We start from the raw sequence: 19,935 nt of genomic DNA on the forward strand, positions 1-19,935 counted from the left end.
CTCTGCGTGGGAATGCCTCTTGTGACGCTCTGCGTCACGCTTTGGGACGCGGAGCGTCCGGGCTGCATTCCCACGCAGAGCGTGGGAACGATCAACGGTGTCAGGTCAGAACAATTGGGTGAACAGCCAGTACAGGCTGCCCGACAGCAGAATCGCCGCTGGTAATGTCAGCACCCAGGCCATCAGCAGATTGCGGATGGTCTTCATCTGCAAGCCACCGCCATTGGCCACCATGGTGCCCGCCACACCCGAGGACAACACATGGGTAGTGGACACCGGCAGCCCGAACATATCCGCCGCACCGATGGTCAGCATCGCCACCGTCTCGGCCGAAGCGCCCTGGGCGTAAGTCAGGTGCGTCTTGCCGATCTTCTCGCCCACCGTGACCACGATGCGCTTCCAGCCGACCATGGTGCCCAGCCCTAGCGCGATAGCCACGGCGATCTTCACCCACAGCGGGATAAAGCGCGTGGACGCGTCGATCTGGTCTTTGAACAGTTTGAGCTTGCCTTGGGTGTCGGCGTCGAAGTTGCCGACCTTGCCCTTGTCCATCAGGCGGATGGTTTCACTGGTCAGGTACATGTCGTTACGCACGTTGCCCACCGCTTCAGCGGGGACTTTGGCCAGGGAGCCGTAACCTTTGACTTCGTCACCAATCTGGCCGGCGAGAGCGGCGAGGGCCGGCACCAGGTCCGGGGTGGCTTCCTTGGTGCGCACATAGGTCGAGAGAATCGGCCGTGGGTCGCCCGGTAATACTTGTGGTGCGCTTTTCACCAGTGCCACTTGGGTCACCTCAGCCACCGCAGCAAACTGCAAGGACTGTTCGGCAGGCATGGTGCGGTTCAGCGCGTACGCCATCGGCAGCGTACCCACCAGGATCAGCATGATCAGGCCCATGCCTTTTTGCCCGTCGTTGGAGCCGTGGGCGAACGACACCCCGGTGCAGGTGGCGATCAATGCACCGCGAATCCACCACGGCGGCGGGGTGTCGCCCTTGGGCGCCTTGTACAGCGAGCGGTTTTTGACAAAGGCGCGCAGGGCCAGCAACAGCAGGGCGGCAAACGCGAAACCGATCAGCGGCGAGAGCAGCAGGGCGTAGCCGATCTTGGTGGCCTGGCTCCAATCCACACCGCTGGTGCCATCACGCCCGTGCATCAGGGCATTGGCGACGCCGACGCCGATGATCGAGCCGATCAACGTGTGCGACGACGAGGCCGGCAGGCCCAGCCACCAGGTGCCGAGGTTCCACAGGATCGCCGCGATCAGCAGCGCAAAAATCATGGCGAAGCCGGCCGAGGAACCGACCTGCAAAATCAGCTCGACCGGCAGCAAGGCGATGATGCCGAATGCCACCGCGCCGCTGGACAGCAGCACGCCGAGGAAGTTGAAAAAGCCCGACCACACCACCGCAAAATGCGGCGGCAGCGAGTTGGTGTAGATCACCGTCGCCACGGCGTTGGCGGTGTCGTGAAAGCCGTTGACGAACTCGAAACCCAGGGCGATCAACAGCGCCACGCCCAGCAGCAGGAACGGCGTCCAGGTGGTCACCACCGTGCCCAGTTCGTGCATGTCGTGCATCAGGCTGTAGGCGGTGAACAACAAGCCCATGGCGAGCACGGCAAAGAAAATGATCACCGTGAGCAGGCCGGGTTTTTTATCCAGCCGGGGTTTGGGGTCTGCGGGTGAGACGACGTCGGAAGCAGTCAGGGAAGGGGTGGCCATGCCGGAGCATCCAGTGTGGGGAGGATGCTCCTGATGATCATTGCAGAATGTTACAGAGATGCTGCGGCAGGTCAGTGTTTAAGGAATTGAGCCTACCGTTGATCTATAAAACCCCGCAAAGCTAATGTCAGAGTGCAATCAATGTGGGAGCTGGCTTGCCTGCGATAGCGGTGTATCAGGCAACAAAAAGTTGGCGGGTAGATAGCCATCGCAGGCAAGCCAGCTCCCACATTTTGACTGTGTTTCAATTCAATAGTCTTTGCGCTTACGGAACGCCCAGCGCCCGGCAATCAAGGTAAACGTCGCCACCAGCGCCACCAGGATCCAGAACCCTTCCGGGTCGGTGGAAAGCGGCACGCCGCCCACGTTCATGCCGAAAAAACCGGCGATGATATTGATCGGCAACGCCAACACCGTCACCACCGTGAGGGTAAACAGCGTGCGGTTGCTTTGTTCGTTGAGGTTGGCGGCGATTTCTTCCTGCAACAGCTTGATGCGTTCGCCCAGGGCCGTGAGGTCGTTGATGATCAGCGCAAACTCCTCGGTGGATTTGCGCAACTCCTTCACGTCCTCTTTTTGCAGCCACTGCGGCGGGCGGTTCAGCAGGCGCAGCAGTGAGCCCGGCTCCAGTGCCAGCAGGCGTTGCAGGCGCACCAGCACCCGGCGCGCAGCCCCCAGTTCGGCGCGGTTGGTGGACAGGCGTGAGGACAGCAACTGGTCTTCGATATGGTCGACGCTGAGACTGGTTTTACGCACGATCTGCGTGAGCACTTCGCCTTGGTCGCGCAGCAAATGCACCAACAGTTCCAGCGGCGAGCGAAAGCGTTCACCGGCCTTCACCGACGAGCGCAATTTATCCACCGAGTGCAACGGTTGCAGGCGTGCGCTCACCAGCAAACGGCTGCGGGCGCACACCCACAGGGTGGAGATATCCGACGAAACCATGCTGCTGAAGTTGAACACCACGTCGTTGACCACCGCCAGCAAGGCCGAGTCGACGTGTTCGATACGGGTGGAGCGCGAGCCTTCGTGCAGGGCTTCGAAAAACTCGTCGGGCAATGACAGGTTGGCCTGCATCCAGCGCTCGCAGGCGGCGTGGGCCAGGTTCAGGTGCAGCCACAGGAATTCTTCCGGGTCTTGCGGCGCTTTTAACGCCGCCAGCGCGGTCGCTGAATCAATCTGCTCGCCCTTTTCACCGGGCCGAAAACGAAAACCGTAAAGCAAGCCAAACAGATCGGGATCCTGGTGGCTGTGGTCGATGCTGTGGTTCATGGCGGCTCGCAGAGAAAGCGCCTGTAGGACGTTTCACAGGTTCGCGTGGGCGAATCATTGCAAGGCGTGATGACGATTTTGTGACAATTTGAAAACTCGCTCAGCGGATTTTCCAGGCCCAGGCCTGCGCTTTGTCGGTGTAATGTGATTAACCCTTCGGGATGGCTGGCGAGCAGGCATAAAAAAACCGCGCCACTTTAAACGTGGCGCGGTTTTTTTAAACCATGACTCAGGTGTCCAGTTTGTCTTCCAGTACGGCGCCGGTCTTGGCGTCGAGCTTCACTTCAAAGCGTTTGCCGGCGGTGTCGGTCAGGTCAACTTCGTACACCAGTACACCATTGTTGTGGTCCAGCTCGGTGTCGGTGATGCTGGCACCGGCGTGTTTGGCCACGGCGGCGGCGTTGAGTTTTTCGAACGGCATCACGGCGCCGGACTTGAGCAAACCTTCAATGTGGTCAGGGCGAACATCCGCCTGGGCCAACCCGGCAGTTAGGGTCAGGGCGGTGGCGGCGAACAGGGCGGTCAGGGTTTTCATAGTGTGTGTCCTTCTTCGGTGAGCTGTTTAAGTGGCGCCAGATTAACCAGCGCAACTTAATTCATCCTTAATGGCGCAATGACACCCACCAATTACTCAGTAGCCGTTGTCCTTGAGCAGGTCCTGCACGCTCGACGAAGGCCAGCGCTTGTAGAACTTCAGCAGTTCGGCGGCGCGGTTGGTGAAGATGCCGTCAACGCCGGCCTTCATGACTTTTTCGAAGTCCACCGGCTCATCGACGGTGTAGACGTGCACCAGCAGGCCTTTGTCGTGGGTCAGCTTGTTCATTTCAGGCTTGACCAGGTCGGTGTAGCTCTGGTCGCCATGGTTGGTCAGCTCGGCCGAAGGGCCGGTGCCGATGGCGCCGAGGCTCTTGGCTTCGTCCACCCATTTTTCGAACTCGGCGGCGTCTTTTGGCTCTTGCTTGGCATAGTAGGCGGCCTTGGTGGTTTCGCCGGATTCGGCGAAGGTTTGTGCCGATTTAGGCTCGATGCTGCCTGGGCCGACCCACAACAGCAGGATTTTCGGGGTGTTGGGCATTTCTTTTTGCAGCTCTTTCAAGCTGTCTTTTTCAAACGTCTGCAGCACCACGCGGCCTCTTCCCTGGCCCACGCCGGTGTTGCTCTTGCCCAGCTTGGAACCGGCGGAGCTCAACCAGCCTTTATCCAGCAGCTTGTTTTTCAGGTCGGCTTCGATGCCCGGGAACTGCTTGGGCTCCTTGGTCTCGATGTACAGGCCAGGTTTGTGCTGCGGGTTGCCTTCGGCGATCTTGATGATCTCGTCCAGGCTCTGGATTTTCAGGCCGACAAACGCCGGGCGGGCGCGGTCCGGGTAGGCGGCGTTGAACCAGCTGCCGGCGTCCAGGGTGCGCAGTTCGGCCCAAGTGAACTCGTTGGCCGGGGCGTCTTTACGCTCGGGGAACTTGGTGGCCACGTCGGTGGTGCGTTGCAGGTTGTTGTCGTGCAAGGCGAACAGCACGCCGTCTTTACTGCGTTGCAGGTCCATTTCCAGGTAGTCGGCACCCAGGTCGCGGGCGAGCTTGTAGGAAGCGGCGGTGGATTCGGGGGCGTCGTAGGATGCGCCACGGTGAGCAATGACAGCCGGGTACGGAATGCCTTCGTTTGTCGCCAATTCAGCCGGGCTGATCGGGTCGGCAGCCTGTGCCTGACCAAGGCCGAGCATCAGAGCGAGCAGCAGGGCGCTCTTGGTAAACGTAACAGGCATATGCGAAGTCCTTTCGTGGAGGTAACTTTGAGAAGGCGTCCTTTTTAACAATTGATTGCGAAAGGCGCTATCACCAAACCGACATTAAGGTACTCACGAGGCTATTTTTGGGCTTTTTTGTGCTGCGTTGCAGTATTCTTGGCTGAAGCTGCCCCGTCAGAGGGCAGTAATTTCTGCCACGCGTGTAAACCATCTTTCCAGTCCCTGTGGGACTTTTCAGTGAGGTTTACCATGCGCATCACTTCCGAGCTTATCTGCCAGGCCGCCGACCAACTCCAGGGTTTTGTCGGCCTTAACCGCAAAACCGGCCACTACATCGTGCGTTTCAGCGAAGACGCCTTCGGCATGGACGTGGCCGATGACGGCATCATCCCCACCGCCGAATTCGTCTGGCTGCCGGCCGCCGACCACACCATGACCCTGTCGCGCGAGCGCCTGCAGTTGCTGCTGGACCAGAATATCGATGACCGAATCAACATCACCGAGCCGTTGCGCGTGTATATGCGCCGGGTGGAGATCCCGCAGATCAGCGCGTTGCGCAGTTTGGTGAGTTAGGTCCAGGCAAGTGGAGATCAACCTGTGGGAGCGGGCTTGCTCGCGAATGCGGTGGGTCAGTTGCAGATGAATTGACTGACACACCGCATTCGCGAGCAAGCCCGCTCCCACAGGGTTTTGCAGGGGGGCTTGAGGCTGTGTTTCAACGCTGGAAAGTGTAAGCCCGCTCCACCTTGCACACGCGTGTATGAAACGCCAAATACCAATGGGCGCGGCCTTGTTCGCGTACTTGGCTGTGTTCGGCCTGTAGCTTCCAGGCCAGAATCGCCGCTTCGCTGGCCCAGTAGGAAACGGTGATGCCCAAGCCGTCTTCCCGCGCCGACTCAACACCCAGAAACCCCGGTTGCTCGCGCGCCAGTTCCAGCATGCGCGTGGCGGCCTGGCCATAGCCTTGATCGTCTTCGGTACGCAACGAGCTGAAAATCACTGCGTAATAGGGTGGGGCGGGCGTGTTGGCGATCATACCGATTGCGCCTGGCAGGCGTTGAGCAGGGCAACCGCCAGTGGCGGCGTAAGCCCTTTAAGTGCCGCGCGTTCGGGCTGAAACAAGGTAGCGACGAAAAACGGGTGGTCCAGCAGTTCGACGGCGCGCAGATCGCCCGCCGAATCGTGGCCGCTGGGGATCAGGTCGCCTTCGAGCAACGCATGGGCGAACGCGGGGTTGATGCCGTAGCTGCAACGGTAACCTTCGTGGGTGTCCAGGCTGGCGTAGGCCTCGGCGATGCGTGTGTAGGGCATCAGGCGGATGCTGCCGGTGGCCTCGACCAGGGAACACGCCAGCGGCGTGATAACCGCGCGCTGGGCCTCGGGCGCCAGTTCGCCATGCTCCGCATCCGTCCAGCCGAGCACGTTGCGGGCATATTCGATGACCGCGTGTTGAAAACCACCGCAGGTGCCCAGGAAGGGGCGTTTTTGCTCGCGGGCAAAACGAATCGCCCGCAGTGCGCCGTCGGCATCACGGTAGGGGCTGGCGGGCACGCACCAGAAGCCGTCGAAGGCATGCAGTTCGGTAGCCGGGGTGATCGAGTCGGTCGCCAGCCAGTGCAACTGCACGTTCAGGCCCAAGGTGTCGGCAGCCTGTTGCAGCGCCACGGGAATGGCCTGGTGGGCCGTTACGTCAGGGTTGTAATCACCGATCAGGGCGAGGTGCAGCAGGGTGGTTTTCATCGTGTACATCCCATGGCTTGTGGTGTCCTGGGGCTCACTATAGATTGGCGCTCACGCAATCAAAATTGGCGTTTGCCCACATGCTCAATGCAGCCGCGCACTATCAACTGGATTACCCGGACCTGTCGCTGATTCTCGCCCTGGTGCGTGGCGGCACCTTGGCGCGGGCGGCGGCGCTGCTGCGGGTGGACGTGTCCACGGTGTTCCGTGCGGTGCGAAGGCTGGAGGCGGCGCTGGGCCAGACCTTGTTCGAAAAAAGCCGCGCCGGCTACCTGCCCACCAGTTTGGCCAGCCACCTGGCGCAGCAGGCCGAACAGGCCGAGCAGGCGCTGGAAGCTGCGCGCATCGGGGTGGAGCAGGGCGGCGAAGTGATCAGCGGCACCGTGCGCCTGACCTGCACCGACTCGGTGTTGCAGGGTTTGCTGTTGCCGGCGCTGGCGCAGTTCATGCCGGCTTACCCGGCGTTGACCCTGGAATTGAGCACGTCCAATGATTTTGCCAACCTCAGCCGCCGCGACGCGGACATTGCCCTGCGCCTGACCAGGACGCCGCCGGAGCACCTGGTGGGCCGCCGCCTGGGCAGCGTGGCTTATCAGGTGTGCGCCAGCGCCGGTTATGCCCGCCAAAACCAGGGGCGTGAGTTGGCCGAACTGGCGTGGATCGCGCCGGATGACTTTTTGCCCGATCACTCCACCGTGGCCTGGCGGCGTGAACACCTGCCGGGCGTGCGCCCCAGTTATCGCTGTAACAGCATGTTGTCGGTCGCCGAGTTGGTGCGGGCAGGGTTGGGCGTGGCAGCGTTGCCGGACTTTCTGTTGCAAGAGGGTTTGCAACCGCTCGGCCCCGCGCTGGCAGGGCGTGAGACCGCGCTGTGGTTGCTGACGCGCCCGGACTGCCGGGCACTGCGTTCGGTGGTGACCTTGTTTGATGAGTTGGGGCGGCATATCCGGCTGCCTTGAGCCGGGCTGTCAGCCAAGGATGGACCGGATACCTGTGGCGAGGGAGCTTGTTGTGGCAAGCCCGCTCGCCACAACAAGCCTGCCAGCCCCAGGAGAGCTCCTCTGGCAGACGTTTCAGTTTTTTCGCACAAACTGCTCATGCATCTCGCACGTCAACATCTCGATACGCTCGGTCAGTTGCTTGGTCATTTCCGTCAGCCGGGTGTTCTGCTCCAGTAACTCCAGCAATTGTTTGGTGGTTTGCGCGGCCTGGGCCTGGCGTTCGGTATTGGCGATGGCCAGGGCTTCGCGGTGCTGCGCATCGGCGTCGGACTGGGCTTTGTCGCGGGCGGCCTGGCGTGTCTGGGCCAGCAGGATCAGCGGCGCGGCGTAGGCTGACTGCAGGCTGAATGCCAGGTTGAGCAGGATGAACGGGTACACGTCAAAGTGCGTGACGCCGGTGATGTTCAGCACCACCCACAACACCACGATCGCGGTTTGCGCGCCGAGAAAGGTCGGCGTGCCGAAGAAACGTGCAAAGGCTTCGGCCTTGAGGGCAAAGGTGTCGTTGCCAAAGGTCGGCGCCAGATGGGCGTGGCCGCGGTGGAAGCGCAGGTGATCGACAGGTACGGCTTCTGGCTTGTCGGGGGTCATGGCGGGCTCGAATCCTTAGCGTTAAGACAAGCCAGCACTATAGACCGCGCCCCCCGACAGACACATGAAGAACCGGTCAGTTGTTGCCGCGCTCGTTAGCGAACGCGCTCACCGCCTGCACCGCCTCGGTGGTGCCTTCGCGAATCTGCAGGATCACCGTGCCCGCACGGTTGGCCAGGTCGACCCCGAGCGCCGCGCGGTCGCGGGTGCTGTCCATGCTCTCGATGGCTTGGCGGGTTTCGTCCTGGATCATCGCAATCATGCCGGAGATTTCCGCCGTCGAGCCGCTGGTGCGGGCTGCCAGTTGCCGCACTTCGTCAGCCACCACGGCAAAACCACGGCCTTGCTCACCCGCGCGTGCCGCCTCGATGGCAGCGTTGAGTGCCAGCAGGTTGGTCTGGTCGGCGATGCCGCGAATGGTGTTGACGATGGCGGTGATCTGCTGCGAACGCTCACCGAGCTTGGCGATCAGTTGCGAGGACGTGTCGATGTCGGCGGCAATTTCGCGCATGCCGCTGGCAGTTTGCTGGATCACGTCGGCGCCTTTTTCGGCCACATCCCGGGTGTTCAGGGAAATATGGTAAGCCTGGGCCGCGCTGGCGGCGTCGGCAGCGTGCTGCTGCACCCTGGCGGTGACGTCCGAGGCGAACTTGACCACTTTGCACAGGCGCCCACTGGCGTCGTAAACCGGGTTGTAGTTGGCTTCGAGCCACAGGATCTGGCCGTGTTTATCGACACGCTCGAACTGGCCGTTGAACAGTTCACCCTGGTTCAGGCGTTTCCAGAACTCGCTGTACGCCGTGCTGTTGGCCAGTTCCGGCGTGCAGAACAGACGATGATGTTTGCCCTGGATCTGCGCCAGGCTGTAGCCCATGCGCTGCAGGAAATTGTCATTGGCCGTGATGATAGTGCCGTCGAGGTTGAACTCAATCACTGCCATGGCGCGGTCAATGGCGCCCAGCTTGGCGTTGGCTTCGCTTTCGGCTTGCAGGCGTGGGGTGACGTCCATGGCGTACTTCACCACTTTAACCACTTGGCCGGCCTCATCGCGCACCGGGTTGTAGCTGGCTTCCAGCCACACTGACTGGCCATTGCCGGCCAGCCGCTCAAAGGTGCCGGACTGGAATTGGCCGTTGCGCAGTTGCGTCCACAACTGGTTGTACTCGGCGCTGCGGGCGAACGTGGGTGTGCAGAACATTCGATGTGACTGCCCCAGGATCTGCTCGGCGCGGTAGCCCATGGTCTTGAGGAAGTTGTCATTGGCGCGCAGCACGCTGCCTTGCAGGTCGAATTCAATCACGGCCATGGAGCGCTCAATCGCGTCGAGAAGGCTGGCCTGCTGGGCATTGGTGTGTTGCAGGGTACTGATGGTTTTTTTATGGGCGTTGAATAGCATGTTCGAGGGCTCGGGGAAGCACGCGTCAGAGGTATCCATGAATAGGCGCCTGACCCCGTATGGCCCTGGGCCTTACGGTTGACTTGCTCATTGTCAGCTTCCTGGTGCTGACAGAGGGGGCGGAACAAGGGGTTCAGAGTGATCAGCCTGCCAAGAAGTTCGCCGTTAGGGCAGGACCATTATTGGGCAGGCGACCAGTGGCGGCATTATGCTATCGCTGCGCGGCGCGGGCGTAAGATTCAGACGAGGTGTTATCAGACAACTCGGGCGGAATGGGCGACCACGTAATCGCTGACATTCACCCGGTTACGCCCGGTTTCCTTGGCGGTGTACAGCGCACGGTCCGCCGCGTTGAGCCACATCGCGGCATCGCTGAACAACCGTTGAAAATCGGCCAGACCAATGCTCAGGCTCACGCGCAGTTCCGGGATCTGGGTATTGCGATAGTTGCCGAACGTTTCGCGCATGCGTTCCATGACTTGCGCGGCTTCTTCCAGCGGCATTTGCGGCAAAATCACACAGAACTCATCGCCGCCATAACGGCCGGCCAAGTCGTTTTCCCGCAGGTGCCGGCGTAATTCCTGGCTGAGTTGGCGCAACACCGCATCACCGACGATATGGCCGTAGGTGTCATTGATCTGCTTGAAGTGATCGATGTCGATCAGCGCGATGGTGGCGTGGCTGCCTTGCTGCTGGCACTTATGGAACTTGAGGTGGAGCAGGTCTTTCCACGAGCCATGGTTGAGCAGGCCGGTGAGGCTGTCGATACGGCTCAGCGCGCTGAGGGCGCGTTTGTGTTCCGAGAGCTTGATTGCCAACTGATAGCAGACCATACCGATGGCCATCGGGTAGAGCGTCAGCATCGGCAGGCAGGTGTAGACCTGGCTGAGGCTGACGGTGGGGTTGAACTTGACCCCGAACAGGCCCCATGCCACCGCGATACCCGCCGCTTGCGCCAGCAGCCCGCGCAGAAACAGGCGCATGCCGCCGGCGGCGACATTGTTCATGGTCATCATCGACAGCACGGTCACGGCCGTCAGGGGCGTGAACTGGGTGGCGGCGGCCCAGAAGCCGCCGAACAACGAGTCATAGAGCAGGTTGCGCTGTTCCGCCTGATAGGGAAATTGTGATCGGGCTGAAAGCTGATACGCCACATGCGCCCAGACAAAGCCATTGAACAGCATGAATGCCCACACCCAGCCGGGCATCGCCAGGGGGTAAAGGGCACCGGCCACACTGATACAACCGATACCCAGCCCGATGATCCTTGGCTTGTAGATACGTCTGGCAAATGAAAGCCCTTTGCCTCGTCTGTTTTCCATAGTGTTCCGGGTCAGCTCTGTTTTGCGGGTACGACAGCGTGCGTCAGCGGGTAGAACCGTTGATCGGGTATTAACGGTGAATATTGTCAGTTATTCGCGTGGGAATAATCAGTGTCCTTCCAGGCCATTTGCGTAGCACCGTGTGGGAATACGCCAAAAGCGACCTGGAATGTCGCGCCTGCAACAGGGTTTACTGCGGCCCGGGTGCGCGCACTTCGTAACCGGCCAGGAACAGGTCGATGGCTGACTCGATCACGCTGGCCTGGCAGGCGGCGTCCAGCACAGGTTGGCCCAGGGTGATCTGCGGCCAGAACGCGAAGGCCTTGAGCAGGCTTTGTATCTGGTGGGCGGCGAAGGCGGGGTCGGTGCAGGACAGCCGGCCGTCTTCCTGCGCAGCGCGCACCCACTGGGTGAAGCCTTCTTCGCGCTTGCTCAGGCGGTTGACCATGTCTTGTGCGCGCTCCGGCGAATGGATGGTGGCGGCAATCGCCACACGGGCCAGGTCGAGGAAGTTGGCGTCCGACATCATCAGCATCTTGGCCTCCAGCAGCCCGCGCAATTGCTCGCGCAGCGGGCGGTCGCCGGCGTAGCTCACGTCCAGTTGGGCAACGCTGCTGGCCCACAACTGGTGGAGGATTTCGGCAAACAACTCTTCCTTGCTGGGGAAGTGGTTGTACACCGTGCGCTTGGAAACGCCGGCGGTGGCGGCGATTTTGTCCATGCTGGTGACCTCGAACCCATTCGCGCGAAACTCGGCGATGGCGGCTGCCACAATGGCTTCGCGTTTACGGTCGGTGAGGCGCAGAGGTGCAGTCATGGTCGGCTCTAAAAGGAAATTACACTCGGTAGTTTACTTGCTCAGGGTTTTGTTGCAATCTAGAAACTACACTGTGCAGTGTAATTGGTCTGCGCGGTGTATTTTATGAGCCGACCCTGGAGCCACTCTGCAATGGCCACGATTTCAACCCGTCTCGACCCCGCGCCTGCTGCGCCAAAGGCTGCCGAGCAAGCGCCAGGGCATTTCAGCAACGATGCTCCGGTGCAGCACGGTGGCTTTGGCAAAACCTTGCGCATTTTCTGGAACATGTTGTTCAACAAGCCACGCAGCACGCGCCCGGTAGGCAAGATCCCGGTGCAACCGCTGACGCGTGAGCAGCTGTTGGCGGCGCCCGATCACAGTGTGTATCGCCTGGGGCATTCCACCGTGCTGCTGAAAATGCGCGGCAAGTTCTGGGTCACCGACCCGGTGTTTGCCGAACGTGCCTCGCCTTTCAGTTGGGCCGGGCCAAAGCGCTTTCATCAGCCGCCGATCAGCCTTGAAGAGTTGCCGCCACTGGAAGCGGTGATCCTTTCCCACAATCACTACGACCACCTTGACCGCAACGCGGTGATCCAACTGGCCGACAAAACTCGCTATTTTCTCGCGCCGCTGGGCGTGGGCGACACGCTGGTCAAGTGGGGCGTAGATGCCAGCAAAGTCCGGCAACTGGATTGGTGGGCAGGCACCGAGGTCGAGGGCATCCGTTTTATCGCTACCCCGGCCCAGCATTTTTCCGGGCGTGGCCTGTTTGATGGCAACCAGACCTTGTGGTGTTCCTGGGTGATGATCGACGGCGCCCGGCGGATCTTTTTCAGCGGTGACACCGGTTATTTCGACGGCTTCAAACGCATCGGCGAACAATACGGCCCGTTCGATCTGACGCTGATGGAAACAGGTGCTTACAACGTCGACTGGCCCCATGTGCATATGCAGCCTGAGCAAACCCTGCAAGCGCACATCGACCTCAAAGGCCGTTGGTTGCTGCCGATCCACAACGGCACCTTCGACCTGGCCTTCCACGCCTGGCACGAACCGTTCGACCGCATCATGGCCCTGGCCTGGGAACGCAATGTGTCGATCACCACGCCGGCGATGGGGCAGGCGTTCAGCCTGAACCAGCCGGAACGCGGGCATGCGTGGTGGCTGGAAGTGGAAACTCAAGGTGCGAAAGAACACGCCGCGGGTTGAAGCATTGCCGTCTGGAAAAAGGATTTTTCAGGGTGTTTCAGGGGCACGACAAACGCCAGATGAGAGTGCGATGATCCCGCGCTATCAATTGTCGGGGGGGCGAGTTCTGATGGAAAAAGACTGTAGGGAACATTGGCGGTTGGGGATGCCGTGTCGCCCGGGACTTTCCTTGCCCGTGACGGAGAAGGCGGACAGCGCAGGGCACGCGGCCGAGCCCGTTGAAGCTGAACCCGAGAATCTGAGCCGCGCAGGTATCGTCTTCGGCGCGGCGCAAGTGGTGGGCGCGGCGCCCATTCCCGGCTACAACGCACCGGCCCTGCCGGCAAGACCTGCGCGGGATCCCGCGTTATCACTCGCGGCTTTAAGTGGTATCGACCCCACCGGGCCGGTCATGGTGGAAGTCCCCCTGGTGCGCAATAACACCAGCTTTACCGCTACCCAGTTGCTATCGGGTTGGCGTATCGGGTTTGCTGACCGCTATGTGCAAGGCGAGCATCGTGAAGCCGTCGAACACAGTAAAGCCTCATGCGCAGCCTTCGACCGCCTGCGCCAGGCCGGTGCGCAATTGGTGCCGGTGGACGCGCGTCGTGACGACAACAGCCTGCAATTCTCCCTGCAAAGCAATGAGATCGATGACCTCGTGACCGCGCATCGCCTGGATGCGCTGGTCTCTGGCAGCGAGAGTGGTGCGTTTCATCGTGCCTGCGTCAGTGGGTATCCTTCACTCAGCGAACCCTTGGGCGATGGGGCGACGCTGTGGTTTTACGCTGCTCGGTGGTCGCGTGATGCATTGCCGCTGTTGTTGCGTGCCTACCGCCAGGTCAGCGTCCGAACAACGACGGAGCATGCTGAACCCTCCTACGATGTGAGTTGACATGACCTAAGGCGTTAAGCAACGGGGATTCATAAAATCATGCGAGGGTCGAAGTACGCCAGTGTTCGCGAGCTTGGCGAGCAAATGGCTCGGCCAGGAGGCCTGACGTCGGTTGACCTGTCAATTTTCTGCAAGAACGTATTCGGACACTGGACCCTCAATTGCGCTCTGCCTTCTGGGAAGAATGAGGATGGCTTGCCGACCGGTGCCTATTTCTTCGGCAGCCGCTGGGCCGAACGCACTTTGCTGGCAATCGCTTACGGTTACGAGCAGGCAGCCCAAGCCGATGTAAAACCCGAGTTTTAAGTGATGCACTGCGTGCTGCAAACCGCGCGTATTACACTCACTGCCATGGAGGGCAGGCATGGCCTACAAAATTCACATCCTCGGCGCTGCGGGGGCCGGTACCTCGACTTTGGGCCAGGCGCTGGCCAAACGCCTGGGCGTCGCCTATTTCGACTCGGACTATTTCTACTGGCAACAAACACCAGAGCCTTTTACGGTCGCCCGGCCCAAGGATGAACGCATCCGCCTGTTGCAGGAACAGAGTGCCGGCCTTGAGGGCTGGGTACTTTCCGGCTCACTGTGCGGCTGGGGCGATGCCATGATCCCGCAGTTCACCCATGTGGTGTTCCTGCGCCTTGACCCACAGGTACGGCTCAAACGCTTGCAACTGCGCGAGGTGCAACGCTACGGCGAGCAAATCCTGGAAGGCGGCAGCCGCCACGCCAACAGCGTCGCATTCCTGGCCTGGGCCGCTCGTTACGATGGCGGCAACCACAGCCTACGCAGCCTGCGTCGGCATGAGAGCTGGTTGAAACCGCTGACCTGCCCGGTGATCCGGTTGGACTCTACGCACCATTCGGCTGAGGCGTTGGTGAGTCATTTGATGCCGTTGCTGAGCCCATCAACCGCGAGATGAGGCTGGGTGCGGCGGGCTCGGCAGGGGCGGCCTCAAACCTGCGTGCGCTCATCCCCCAGCCCGGCGCAAACCCTGGAAAAAACACCAGGCCTTCAGCCTCCAGCCGGAACGCGAGGGCTAACCGAGCTTGATCCTCCACCTCACCCAGGCTTTCAAAACGCTGAACCACCTCCACCGCCAAACCGGCCTGACGGGCCAGGTCTTCACGGCTCCAGCCCAGCATCACGCGGGCCTGTGCGCTGTGTTTGGCGGTGAATTGGTGCAGCACGATCTGCTGTTCTACGAAAGAGCTCATTGCCAGAGAGGACATGGGGTTTCTCCAGGTTCGACGGGGGAAGGCAAACTATACTGTGTTTTTGTACAGTTGTTTGCGCCGTTCATCAACTGGATTTTTTTTGATGGTGGCCAAGCGAGCCATTACTCCAACCCCGGTGCCTCACGAATGATCAAGTGGTCCAGGTTCTCGATATTGGCGCTGAACACCCCGAATGTCTGCTCGGGGTTCTTCTTGCTCGGCACCTGTTTGAGCGCCGGCGTCACGCCGTAAAAGAAGCAATACAAGGCCCGTTCGCTGCTGGCTGCCGCCTTGATCTGCTCCAGGAACGCCGTGCGCTTGCGGTAGTTCTCGATGAGTTTTTTGCTCAGGTAGACGTTCACCGAGTAGGGCTTTTTGTCGAGCCACACCTTTTTTTCGAAGTCGATGCGAAAGCTGCTGGTGTAATCCTTGATCGCTTTGATCTTGCCCCAGTAGATCAGGCCTTTGTTGTCTTGCAGGTATTCGATCTTCTTGAAAAACGTCCAGTAGGTAGCGGAGTGCTCGCCAACCTTCAGCGGCATGGACTTGAGCTTGTCCTTGTCGTCGATATTCGACACATAGCACTCGACCGGGTGTGCGAAGACGCTGGTTTTGTCCGGGGTTGTGTCGCTGCTGACGTGGGATGAGCGGGTACTGGTTGCAGGCGCCTTTGCCGAATCTTGTGGGACGCTTCCCTCAATAACGACGGGCGGTGTCTTGCGCTGGTACTGACGCCGGGTCAGTACAAATTCCGATGGGAAATTGTCTTCGCGCTCGTCGTCGCTTTCACCCGCTGCGCTCTTGTGCGTGCTGGCATAGCGGCAGCCGTCGATATGCCGGGTGCTGCTCTTGTTCTTGAAGTGGGGCGTGCGCTGATAATTGACGTTTTTCGCGTTGAACGTGCTCAGCGTATTGCCCGTTTCGAATGCTGCGCGGCATTCATCGTTGGGGCACAGGAAGCTGTCCTTGTCGGAGTCGAAGTCGGCGGTTTCGTCGAAATTCAGTTCTCGAACGTCGTAGATCGACAGCTTGTCGTCGAGACTCAGGCTGTAGGCCGTGTCGAATTTCATGGGGCTCGGGTCCGTGAGATGAATGGCTGAATACTACGCAAATACCAGAGATTTCGGAGAGCAAAATGTGGGAGCTGGCAAGCCAGCTCCCACATTAGATAAGCGGCGTGCCAGCTACACGGCGTCCGCTTAAGAAACACAGGCTTCCACCGATAGCCGTCAATGCACCCAACGCATAGAACATGCTGGTCGGTGCAGCGTTGATCAGCAAATAGCCGCAAATCACCGGGCTCATCGCTCCGCCAAACGCCGCCAGGTTTTGTGCGCCGTAGTAACTGCCGCGCAATGCGTCGGGGGCGATGGTGTCGATAAACAGGAATTCCGACGGGTAAATGATCATCTCGCCCAGGGTAAACACGAACATCGCCAGGCACCACGTGAGCAGGCTGTGTGCCTGGCTGAAACCGATCAACCCGGCAATGAACAGCAACGTGCCCAGCACGATCCAGTAGCGCAACTGTTCGCGCTTGAGAAACCGGCCAATCTGGTACTGCATCACAATCACGGTGATGGCGTTGCAGGCCAGCACTGCCGACAAAATCTTCAGCGCCTCGGCGGGTTTGTAGGCCACCAGCAGAAACTGCGACAGATACAGGGTGTAGCGCCCGTGGACAATGGTGCTCAACAGGCTGCCACTGGTGAACAGGATCAGCGTGCGGTCACTGCGCAAGGTGCGCAGGGTGCTGAGGAAGCTCAAGGGTTTGTGGCTGTCATCGCGCTGGGTTGGTGGAATGCCGATCATCAGGAACAGGCTGCCAAACGCAATGGCGCTGGCGATCAAAAACGGCGCCAGTGGCATATGCCCGGCAATCACTACGCCGATCATCGGCCCTGTGGCGTAGCCGACGTTGGTCAGTGTGTAACGCAGGGAAAACACCTTGGCGCGATCTCCCACCGGCAGGTTCTCGCTGATGATGGCTTTGGAGCCGATCAGGAACAGCGCCGAGGCGGCTTCGGTAATCACCAGGGTCAGGGTGGTGAGATAGAGGTTGCTGGCAAACGTCAGCAACAGAAAACCGATGGAGCTGGAGAGCATGGCCAGGATCAGCAGCTTGCGCTTTTCCAGGCGGTCGATGATGTAGCCGCCATACAGGCCCAGCAACGTGGCGATGAACACGGCAATGCCCATCAACAGGCCGATGTCCTGCTGGTTGAGGCCCAGTCGGGTACTCAAGAGCAAGGCCAGCAAGGGGCTGGTCATGGCGCGGCTGACCACGATGGTCACCGAGCAGATCATCAGGCGGCGAATTACCAGGGAATAGGTGGCCACGGTGGGGGCGAGCGTCCTTGTTATTACACAATTCAAATCTGAACACAGATCCAATGTGGGAGCTGGCTTGCCTGCGATATCGGTGGGTCAGCTTGCTTATTGCTTACTGGCCCACCGCTATCGCAGGCAAGCCAGCTCCCACATTCTAGATCGTGTGTTTACTGGCCTGCATTGATGGAGATTTTTTCCACCGCACCTCGCTCCAGATCCCACTTCTTGAGGATCTTGCCGTAGGTGCCATCCTCAATCATGCCCTGCAGCGCCTCACTGATCGCCGTGACCAACTCGGTGTTGCTCTTCTCAATCCCCAGCCCCGTGAACTGCTTGGAAATCGCCAGGCCCACCGGCTTGTACTTGCCCTTGTCCAGCGACATCAAATAAGGAATCGTCTCGCTGCCCTGCATCGCCGCATCCAGACGGTTCTGCTGCAACTGCGCCCGCGCATCTGCCGAGCCTTCGGTGCCGATCACCACAATGGCTGGCTTACCGACCGCTTCGCAGTTTTCCTTGCTCCACGCGGCAATTTCCGACGGCCAGGTAGTACGGCGGCTGGTGCCGACTTTTTTACCGCACAGGTCAGTCAATGCCTGGAGGTCTTCACGCTTGGCCAGGGTGTACAGCTGCGGGCCACTGGTGAAGTAGTCGATGAAGGTCACGGACTTCTGGCGTTCGGCGGTGTCGCTCATGCCCGACAGCACAATGTCGACGCGCTTGGTGGTCAGGCCGCTGAGCATCTGCTCGAAGCCGGTTTCCTGCCACTTGATCTTCACACCCAGGCGCTCGGCCAGGGCGTTACCCAGGTCGAAATCCAGGCCCGTGAGCTTGTTGGTAGCGGTGTCCTTGAAATCCATCGGCGGGTAGTTCGGCACGATGGCCGCGCTGATCTCACCCTTGTCCTTGATTGCCGCCGGCAATGCCGCGAACACAAACGTGGAGGCCATCAGGCCTGCGAGCAACGTGGGGATAAACAATTTTTTCATGGGGGCGTTCTCGTTAGTTTTTTAGTTAAGTGCGAACGGCAGAAATAAAGCTTTGGGTACGCGGGTTTTGTGGGCTTATTAGAATTTCTTCAGGGCTGCCGGCTTCCACAATCTGGCCGGCATCCATAAACACCATGCGGTTGGACACTTCGCGGGCGAAGCCCAGCTCATGGGTGACCACGATCATGGTCATGCCGGTGGTGGCCAAATCGCGCATCACCGACAGCACTTCGCCGACCAGCTCCGGGTCGAGGGCTGACGTGGGTTCGTCAAACAGCATCAGCTTGGGGCGCATCGCCAACGCACGGGCAATGGCCACACGCTGTTGCTGGCCGCCCGACAATTCCACCGGGTAAGCATTGCGCTTGTCCGCCAGCCCCACGCGGGCCAGCAACTCCAGCGCGTCTTCGATGGCTTCCTTGGGCGAGCGCTTGAGCACCTGCACCGGGCCTTCGATGATGTTCTGCAACACGGTCATATGCGGGAACAAATTGAAGCGCTGAAACACCATGCCGGTGGCCAGGCGCTGGCGGGCGATCTGCGATTCATTCATCTCATGCAGTTTGTTGCCGACCACCCGGTAACCGACCAGCTCGCCGTCGACCCACAGGCCGCCCTTGTCGATTTTTTCCAGCTGATTGACGCAACGCAGCAGGGTGCTTTTGCCCGAGCCGGACGGGCCGATGATGCACATCACTTCGCCTTGCTCGACCTCGATATTGATGTCGCGCAGCGCGTGATACTGGTCGTAATACTTGTTCAGGTTGACGGCCTTGACGATGCTTCTCATGGGGCAAATCTCCTCAACCCAAACTTACGAACGCTTGCCGGCGCCGCGGGCAAAACGACGCTCGAGGCGGCTCTGACCAAATGAAAGAACAGTCACCACCGCCAGGTACCAGATGCCGGCCACAATCAGCAGCTCCATGACCCGCGCGTTGGCGTAGTAGATGTTTTGCGCGTTGTGCAGCAGTTCCGAGTACTGGATCACACTGGCCAGGCTGGTCATTTTCACCATGCTGATGAACTCGTTGCCTACAGGCGGAATGATCACCCGCATGGCCTGCGGCAGAATCACCCTACGCAGTGCTTGCAGGCTCGGCATGCCGATGGACTTGGCGGCTTCATACTGGCCCGTGTCGACCGAGAGCAAACCGGCACGCACCACTTCGGCGGTGTACGCGCCCTGGTTGATGCTGAGGCCGAGCAGGGCGGCCACGAACGGCGTCATCAGGTCGACGGTGTCGATGCTGAACAGGCCGGGAATCGCGATCACCGGGAAAATCAGCGCCAGGTTGAACCACAGCAGCAGCTGCAAAATCAGCGGCGTACCGCGGAACAGCCAGGTGTAAGTGATGGCCACATAACGCAGGATCGGGTTGGCCGACATGCGCATGATCGCTGTGATCACCCCGATCACCACGCCGAGCGCCATCGCCAGGATCGACATGACGATGGTGTTGACCAGGCCCCAGAGGATGGCTTCAGACGTGAGGAACTGGCCGATGTAGGACCATTCGATCTGCCCGTTGGCAAATGCGCGCAGCAGCGCGGCCAGGGCGATCACGATCAAGGTGGCAAAAAACATCCGCCCGTAATACCGCCTCGGCACGTGCTCGTACTGCGTGATATCGAACTGGTTCTCGGACAACTTGCGCTCGGCTTCCAAGCGCTCCGCCGGGGTTTGGTTCATGGTGATTCTCCAAAAAATACGTGTTGCTTGATCGTTCC

21 protein-coding genes and 1 pseudogene are annotated in these 19,935 nt (G+C 60.1%); 5 read left to right on the forward strand and 17 right to left on the reverse strand.

All coding sequences use genetic code 11. The annotated features are described in order from the left end of the window. Positions 1-105: 105 nt before the first annotated feature. The 4 genes from BLV67_RS31455 to BLV67_RS31470 form a co-directional block, all read right to left on the reverse strand. Entirely contained in the window at positions 106-1,722 is a 1,617-nt protein-coding gene (locus tag BLV67_RS31455) for an inorganic phosphate transporter (protein ID WP_065932224.1), read from the reverse strand. 249 nt (positions 1,723-1,971) lie between these two features. Beyond that, a complete protein-coding gene (locus tag BLV67_RS31460; protein WP_069787054.1) occupies positions 1,972-2,994 on the reverse strand; it encodes a transporter in 1,023 nt (340 codons plus the stop codon). 229 nt (positions 2,995-3,223) lie between these two features. Continuing rightward, a complete protein-coding gene (locus BLV67_RS31465) occupies positions 3,224-3,529 on the reverse strand; it encodes a PepSY domain-containing protein (RefSeq protein WP_069787053.1) in 306 nt (101 codons plus the stop codon). Between the two features lie 96 nt (positions 3,530-3,625). Further along, complete coding sequence (locus tag BLV67_RS31470; protein ID WP_056859596.1) at positions 3,626-4,753, reverse strand: glycerophosphodiester phosphodiesterase; 1,128 nt, start codon at positions 4,751-4,753, stop codon at positions 3,626-3,628. Positions 4,754-4,984: 231 nt separating this feature from the next. On the opposite strand from BLV67_RS31470, the gene BLV67_RS31475 reads away from it, so the two are divergent. Continuing rightward, on the forward strand, positions 4,985-5,308 hold the full coding sequence (locus BLV67_RS31475; RefSeq protein WP_056859595.1) for a DUF2025 family protein: 324 nt from the start codon (positions 4,985-4,987) through the stop codon (positions 5,306-5,308). A 142-nt stretch (positions 5,309-5,450) separates the two neighbouring features. Here the strand turns inward: BLV67_RS31475 and BLV67_RS31480 are convergent, their stop codons facing one another. Both BLV67_RS31480 and BLV67_RS31485 read right to left on the reverse strand, forming a co-directional pair. Beyond that, a complete protein-coding gene (locus BLV67_RS31480) occupies positions 5,451-5,771 on the reverse strand; it encodes an antibiotic biosynthesis monooxygenase family protein (RefSeq protein ID WP_069787052.1) in 321 nt (106 codons plus the stop codon). Then, a complete protein-coding gene (locus tag BLV67_RS31485; protein ID WP_176727920.1) occupies positions 5,768-6,475 on the reverse strand; it encodes a CTP synthase C-terminal region-related (seleno)protein in 708 nt (235 codons plus the stop codon). Before BLV67_RS31485 ends, BLV67_RS31480 begins: the two co-directional genes overlap by 4 nt. Before the next feature lie 80 nt (positions 6,476-6,555). Between BLV67_RS31485 and BLV67_RS31490 the strand changes: the two genes are divergently transcribed. Continuing rightward, positions 6,556-7,434, forward strand: a complete 879-nt coding sequence (locus tag BLV67_RS31490; RefSeq protein WP_069787050.1) for a LysR family transcriptional regulator — start codon at positions 6,556-6,558, stop codon at positions 7,432-7,434. Between the two features lie 114 nt (positions 7,435-7,548). Here BLV67_RS31490 and BLV67_RS31495 read toward each other — a convergent pair whose 3' ends face one another. The 5 genes and pseudogenes from BLV67_RS31495 to BLV67_RS31510 form a co-directional block, all read right to left on the reverse strand. Beyond that, positions 7,549-8,067 (reverse strand): DUF1003 domain-containing protein, encoded by a 519-nt coding sequence (locus BLV67_RS31495; protein ID WP_069787049.1) that lies wholly within the window; start codon positions 8,065-8,067, stop codon positions 7,549-7,551. 76 nt (positions 8,068-8,143) lie between these two features. Beyond that, positions 8,144-8,578 carry a methyl-accepting chemotaxis protein gene (locus BLV67_RS33800; protein ID WP_371919061.1) on the reverse strand — a complete coding sequence of 145 codons (435 nt, stop codon included), beginning with the start codon at positions 8,576-8,578 and terminating at the stop codon, positions 8,144-8,146. Between the two features lie 114 nt (positions 8,579-8,692). Next, positions 8,693-9,502: pseudogene (locus BLV67_RS33805) on the reverse strand (PAS domain-containing protein); the annotation flags it as partial. 215 nt (positions 9,503-9,717) lie between these two features. After that, on the reverse strand, positions 9,718-10,785 hold the full coding sequence (locus tag BLV67_RS31505) for a diguanylate cyclase (protein WP_065932217.1): 1,068 nt from the start codon (positions 10,783-10,785) through the stop codon (positions 9,718-9,720). Positions 10,786-10,975: 190 nt separating this feature from the next. After that, the gene (locus BLV67_RS31510) at positions 10,976-11,602 is read right to left on the reverse strand and encodes a TetR/AcrR family transcriptional regulator (protein WP_065932216.1); all 627 of its coding nucleotides are present in this window, start codon (positions 11,600-11,602) and stop codon (positions 10,976-10,978) included. 132 nt (positions 11,603-11,734) lie between these two features. Between BLV67_RS31510 and BLV67_RS31515 the strand changes: the two genes are divergently transcribed. The 3 genes from BLV67_RS31515 (at position 11,735) to BLV67_RS31530 (ending at position 14,589) form a co-directional block, all read left to right on the forward strand. Further along, the gene (locus tag BLV67_RS31515) at positions 11,735-12,793 is read left to right on the forward strand and encodes an MBL fold metallo-hydrolase (protein ID WP_065932215.1); all 1,059 of its coding nucleotides are present in this window, start codon (positions 11,735-11,737) and stop codon (positions 12,791-12,793) included. 175 nt (positions 12,794-12,968) lie between these two features. Continuing rightward, positions 12,969-13,667, forward strand: coding sequence for a hypothetical protein (locus BLV67_RS31520; RefSeq protein ID WP_239694336.1), 699 nt, complete (start codon positions 12,969-12,971; stop codon positions 13,665-13,667). Positions 13,668-14,031: 364 nt separating this feature from the next. Then, on the forward strand, positions 14,032-14,589 hold the full coding sequence (locus tag BLV67_RS31530) for an AAA family ATPase (protein WP_069787047.1): 558 nt from the start codon (positions 14,032-14,034) through the stop codon (positions 14,587-14,589). On the opposite strand, the gene BLV67_RS31535 is transcribed toward BLV67_RS31530, so the two are convergent. The 6 genes from BLV67_RS31535 to BLV67_RS31560 form a co-directional block, all read right to left on the reverse strand. Next, positions 14,519-14,899 carry a helix-turn-helix domain-containing protein gene (locus BLV67_RS31535; RefSeq protein WP_074854579.1) on the reverse strand — a complete coding sequence of 127 codons (381 nt, stop codon included), beginning with the start codon at positions 14,897-14,899 and terminating at the stop codon, positions 14,519-14,521. The two genes, BLV67_RS31530 and BLV67_RS31535, sit on opposite strands and share 71 nt — an antisense overlap. 107 nt (positions 14,900-15,006) lie before the next feature. Next, on the reverse strand, positions 15,007-15,954 hold the full coding sequence (locus BLV67_RS31540) for a hypothetical protein (RefSeq protein WP_069787045.1): 948 nt from the start codon (positions 15,952-15,954) through the stop codon (positions 15,007-15,009). A gap of 94 nt (positions 15,955-16,048) precedes the next feature. After that, positions 16,049-17,224 (reverse strand): MFS transporter, encoded by a 1,176-nt coding sequence (locus BLV67_RS31545; protein ID WP_065932210.1) that lies wholly within the window; start codon positions 17,222-17,224, stop codon positions 16,049-16,051. 158 nt (positions 17,225-17,382) lie between these two features. Further along, positions 17,383-18,204 (reverse strand): ABC transporter substrate-binding protein, encoded by an 822-nt coding sequence (locus tag BLV67_RS31550; protein WP_069787044.1) that lies wholly within the window; start codon positions 18,202-18,204, stop codon positions 17,383-17,385. 25 nt (positions 18,205-18,229) lie between these two features. Beyond that, positions 18,230-18,994, reverse strand: a complete 765-nt coding sequence (locus tag BLV67_RS31555; protein ID WP_017134648.1) for an amino acid ABC transporter ATP-binding protein — start codon at positions 18,992-18,994, stop codon at positions 18,230-18,232. Positions 18,995-19,018: 24 nt separating this feature from the next. Continuing rightward, on the reverse strand, positions 19,019-19,897 hold the full coding sequence (locus BLV67_RS31560; RefSeq protein ID WP_017134649.1) for an amino acid ABC transporter permease: 879 nt from the start codon (positions 19,895-19,897) through the stop codon (positions 19,019-19,021). Between the last annotated feature and the right edge of the window lie 38 nt (positions 19,898-19,935).

The sequence above is a fragment of the Pseudomonas salomonii genome (genome assembly GCF_900107155.1).
GTDB classification, from domain to species: domain Bacteria; phylum Pseudomonadota; class Gammaproteobacteria; order Pseudomonadales; family Pseudomonadaceae; genus Aquipseudomonas; species Aquipseudomonas salomonii.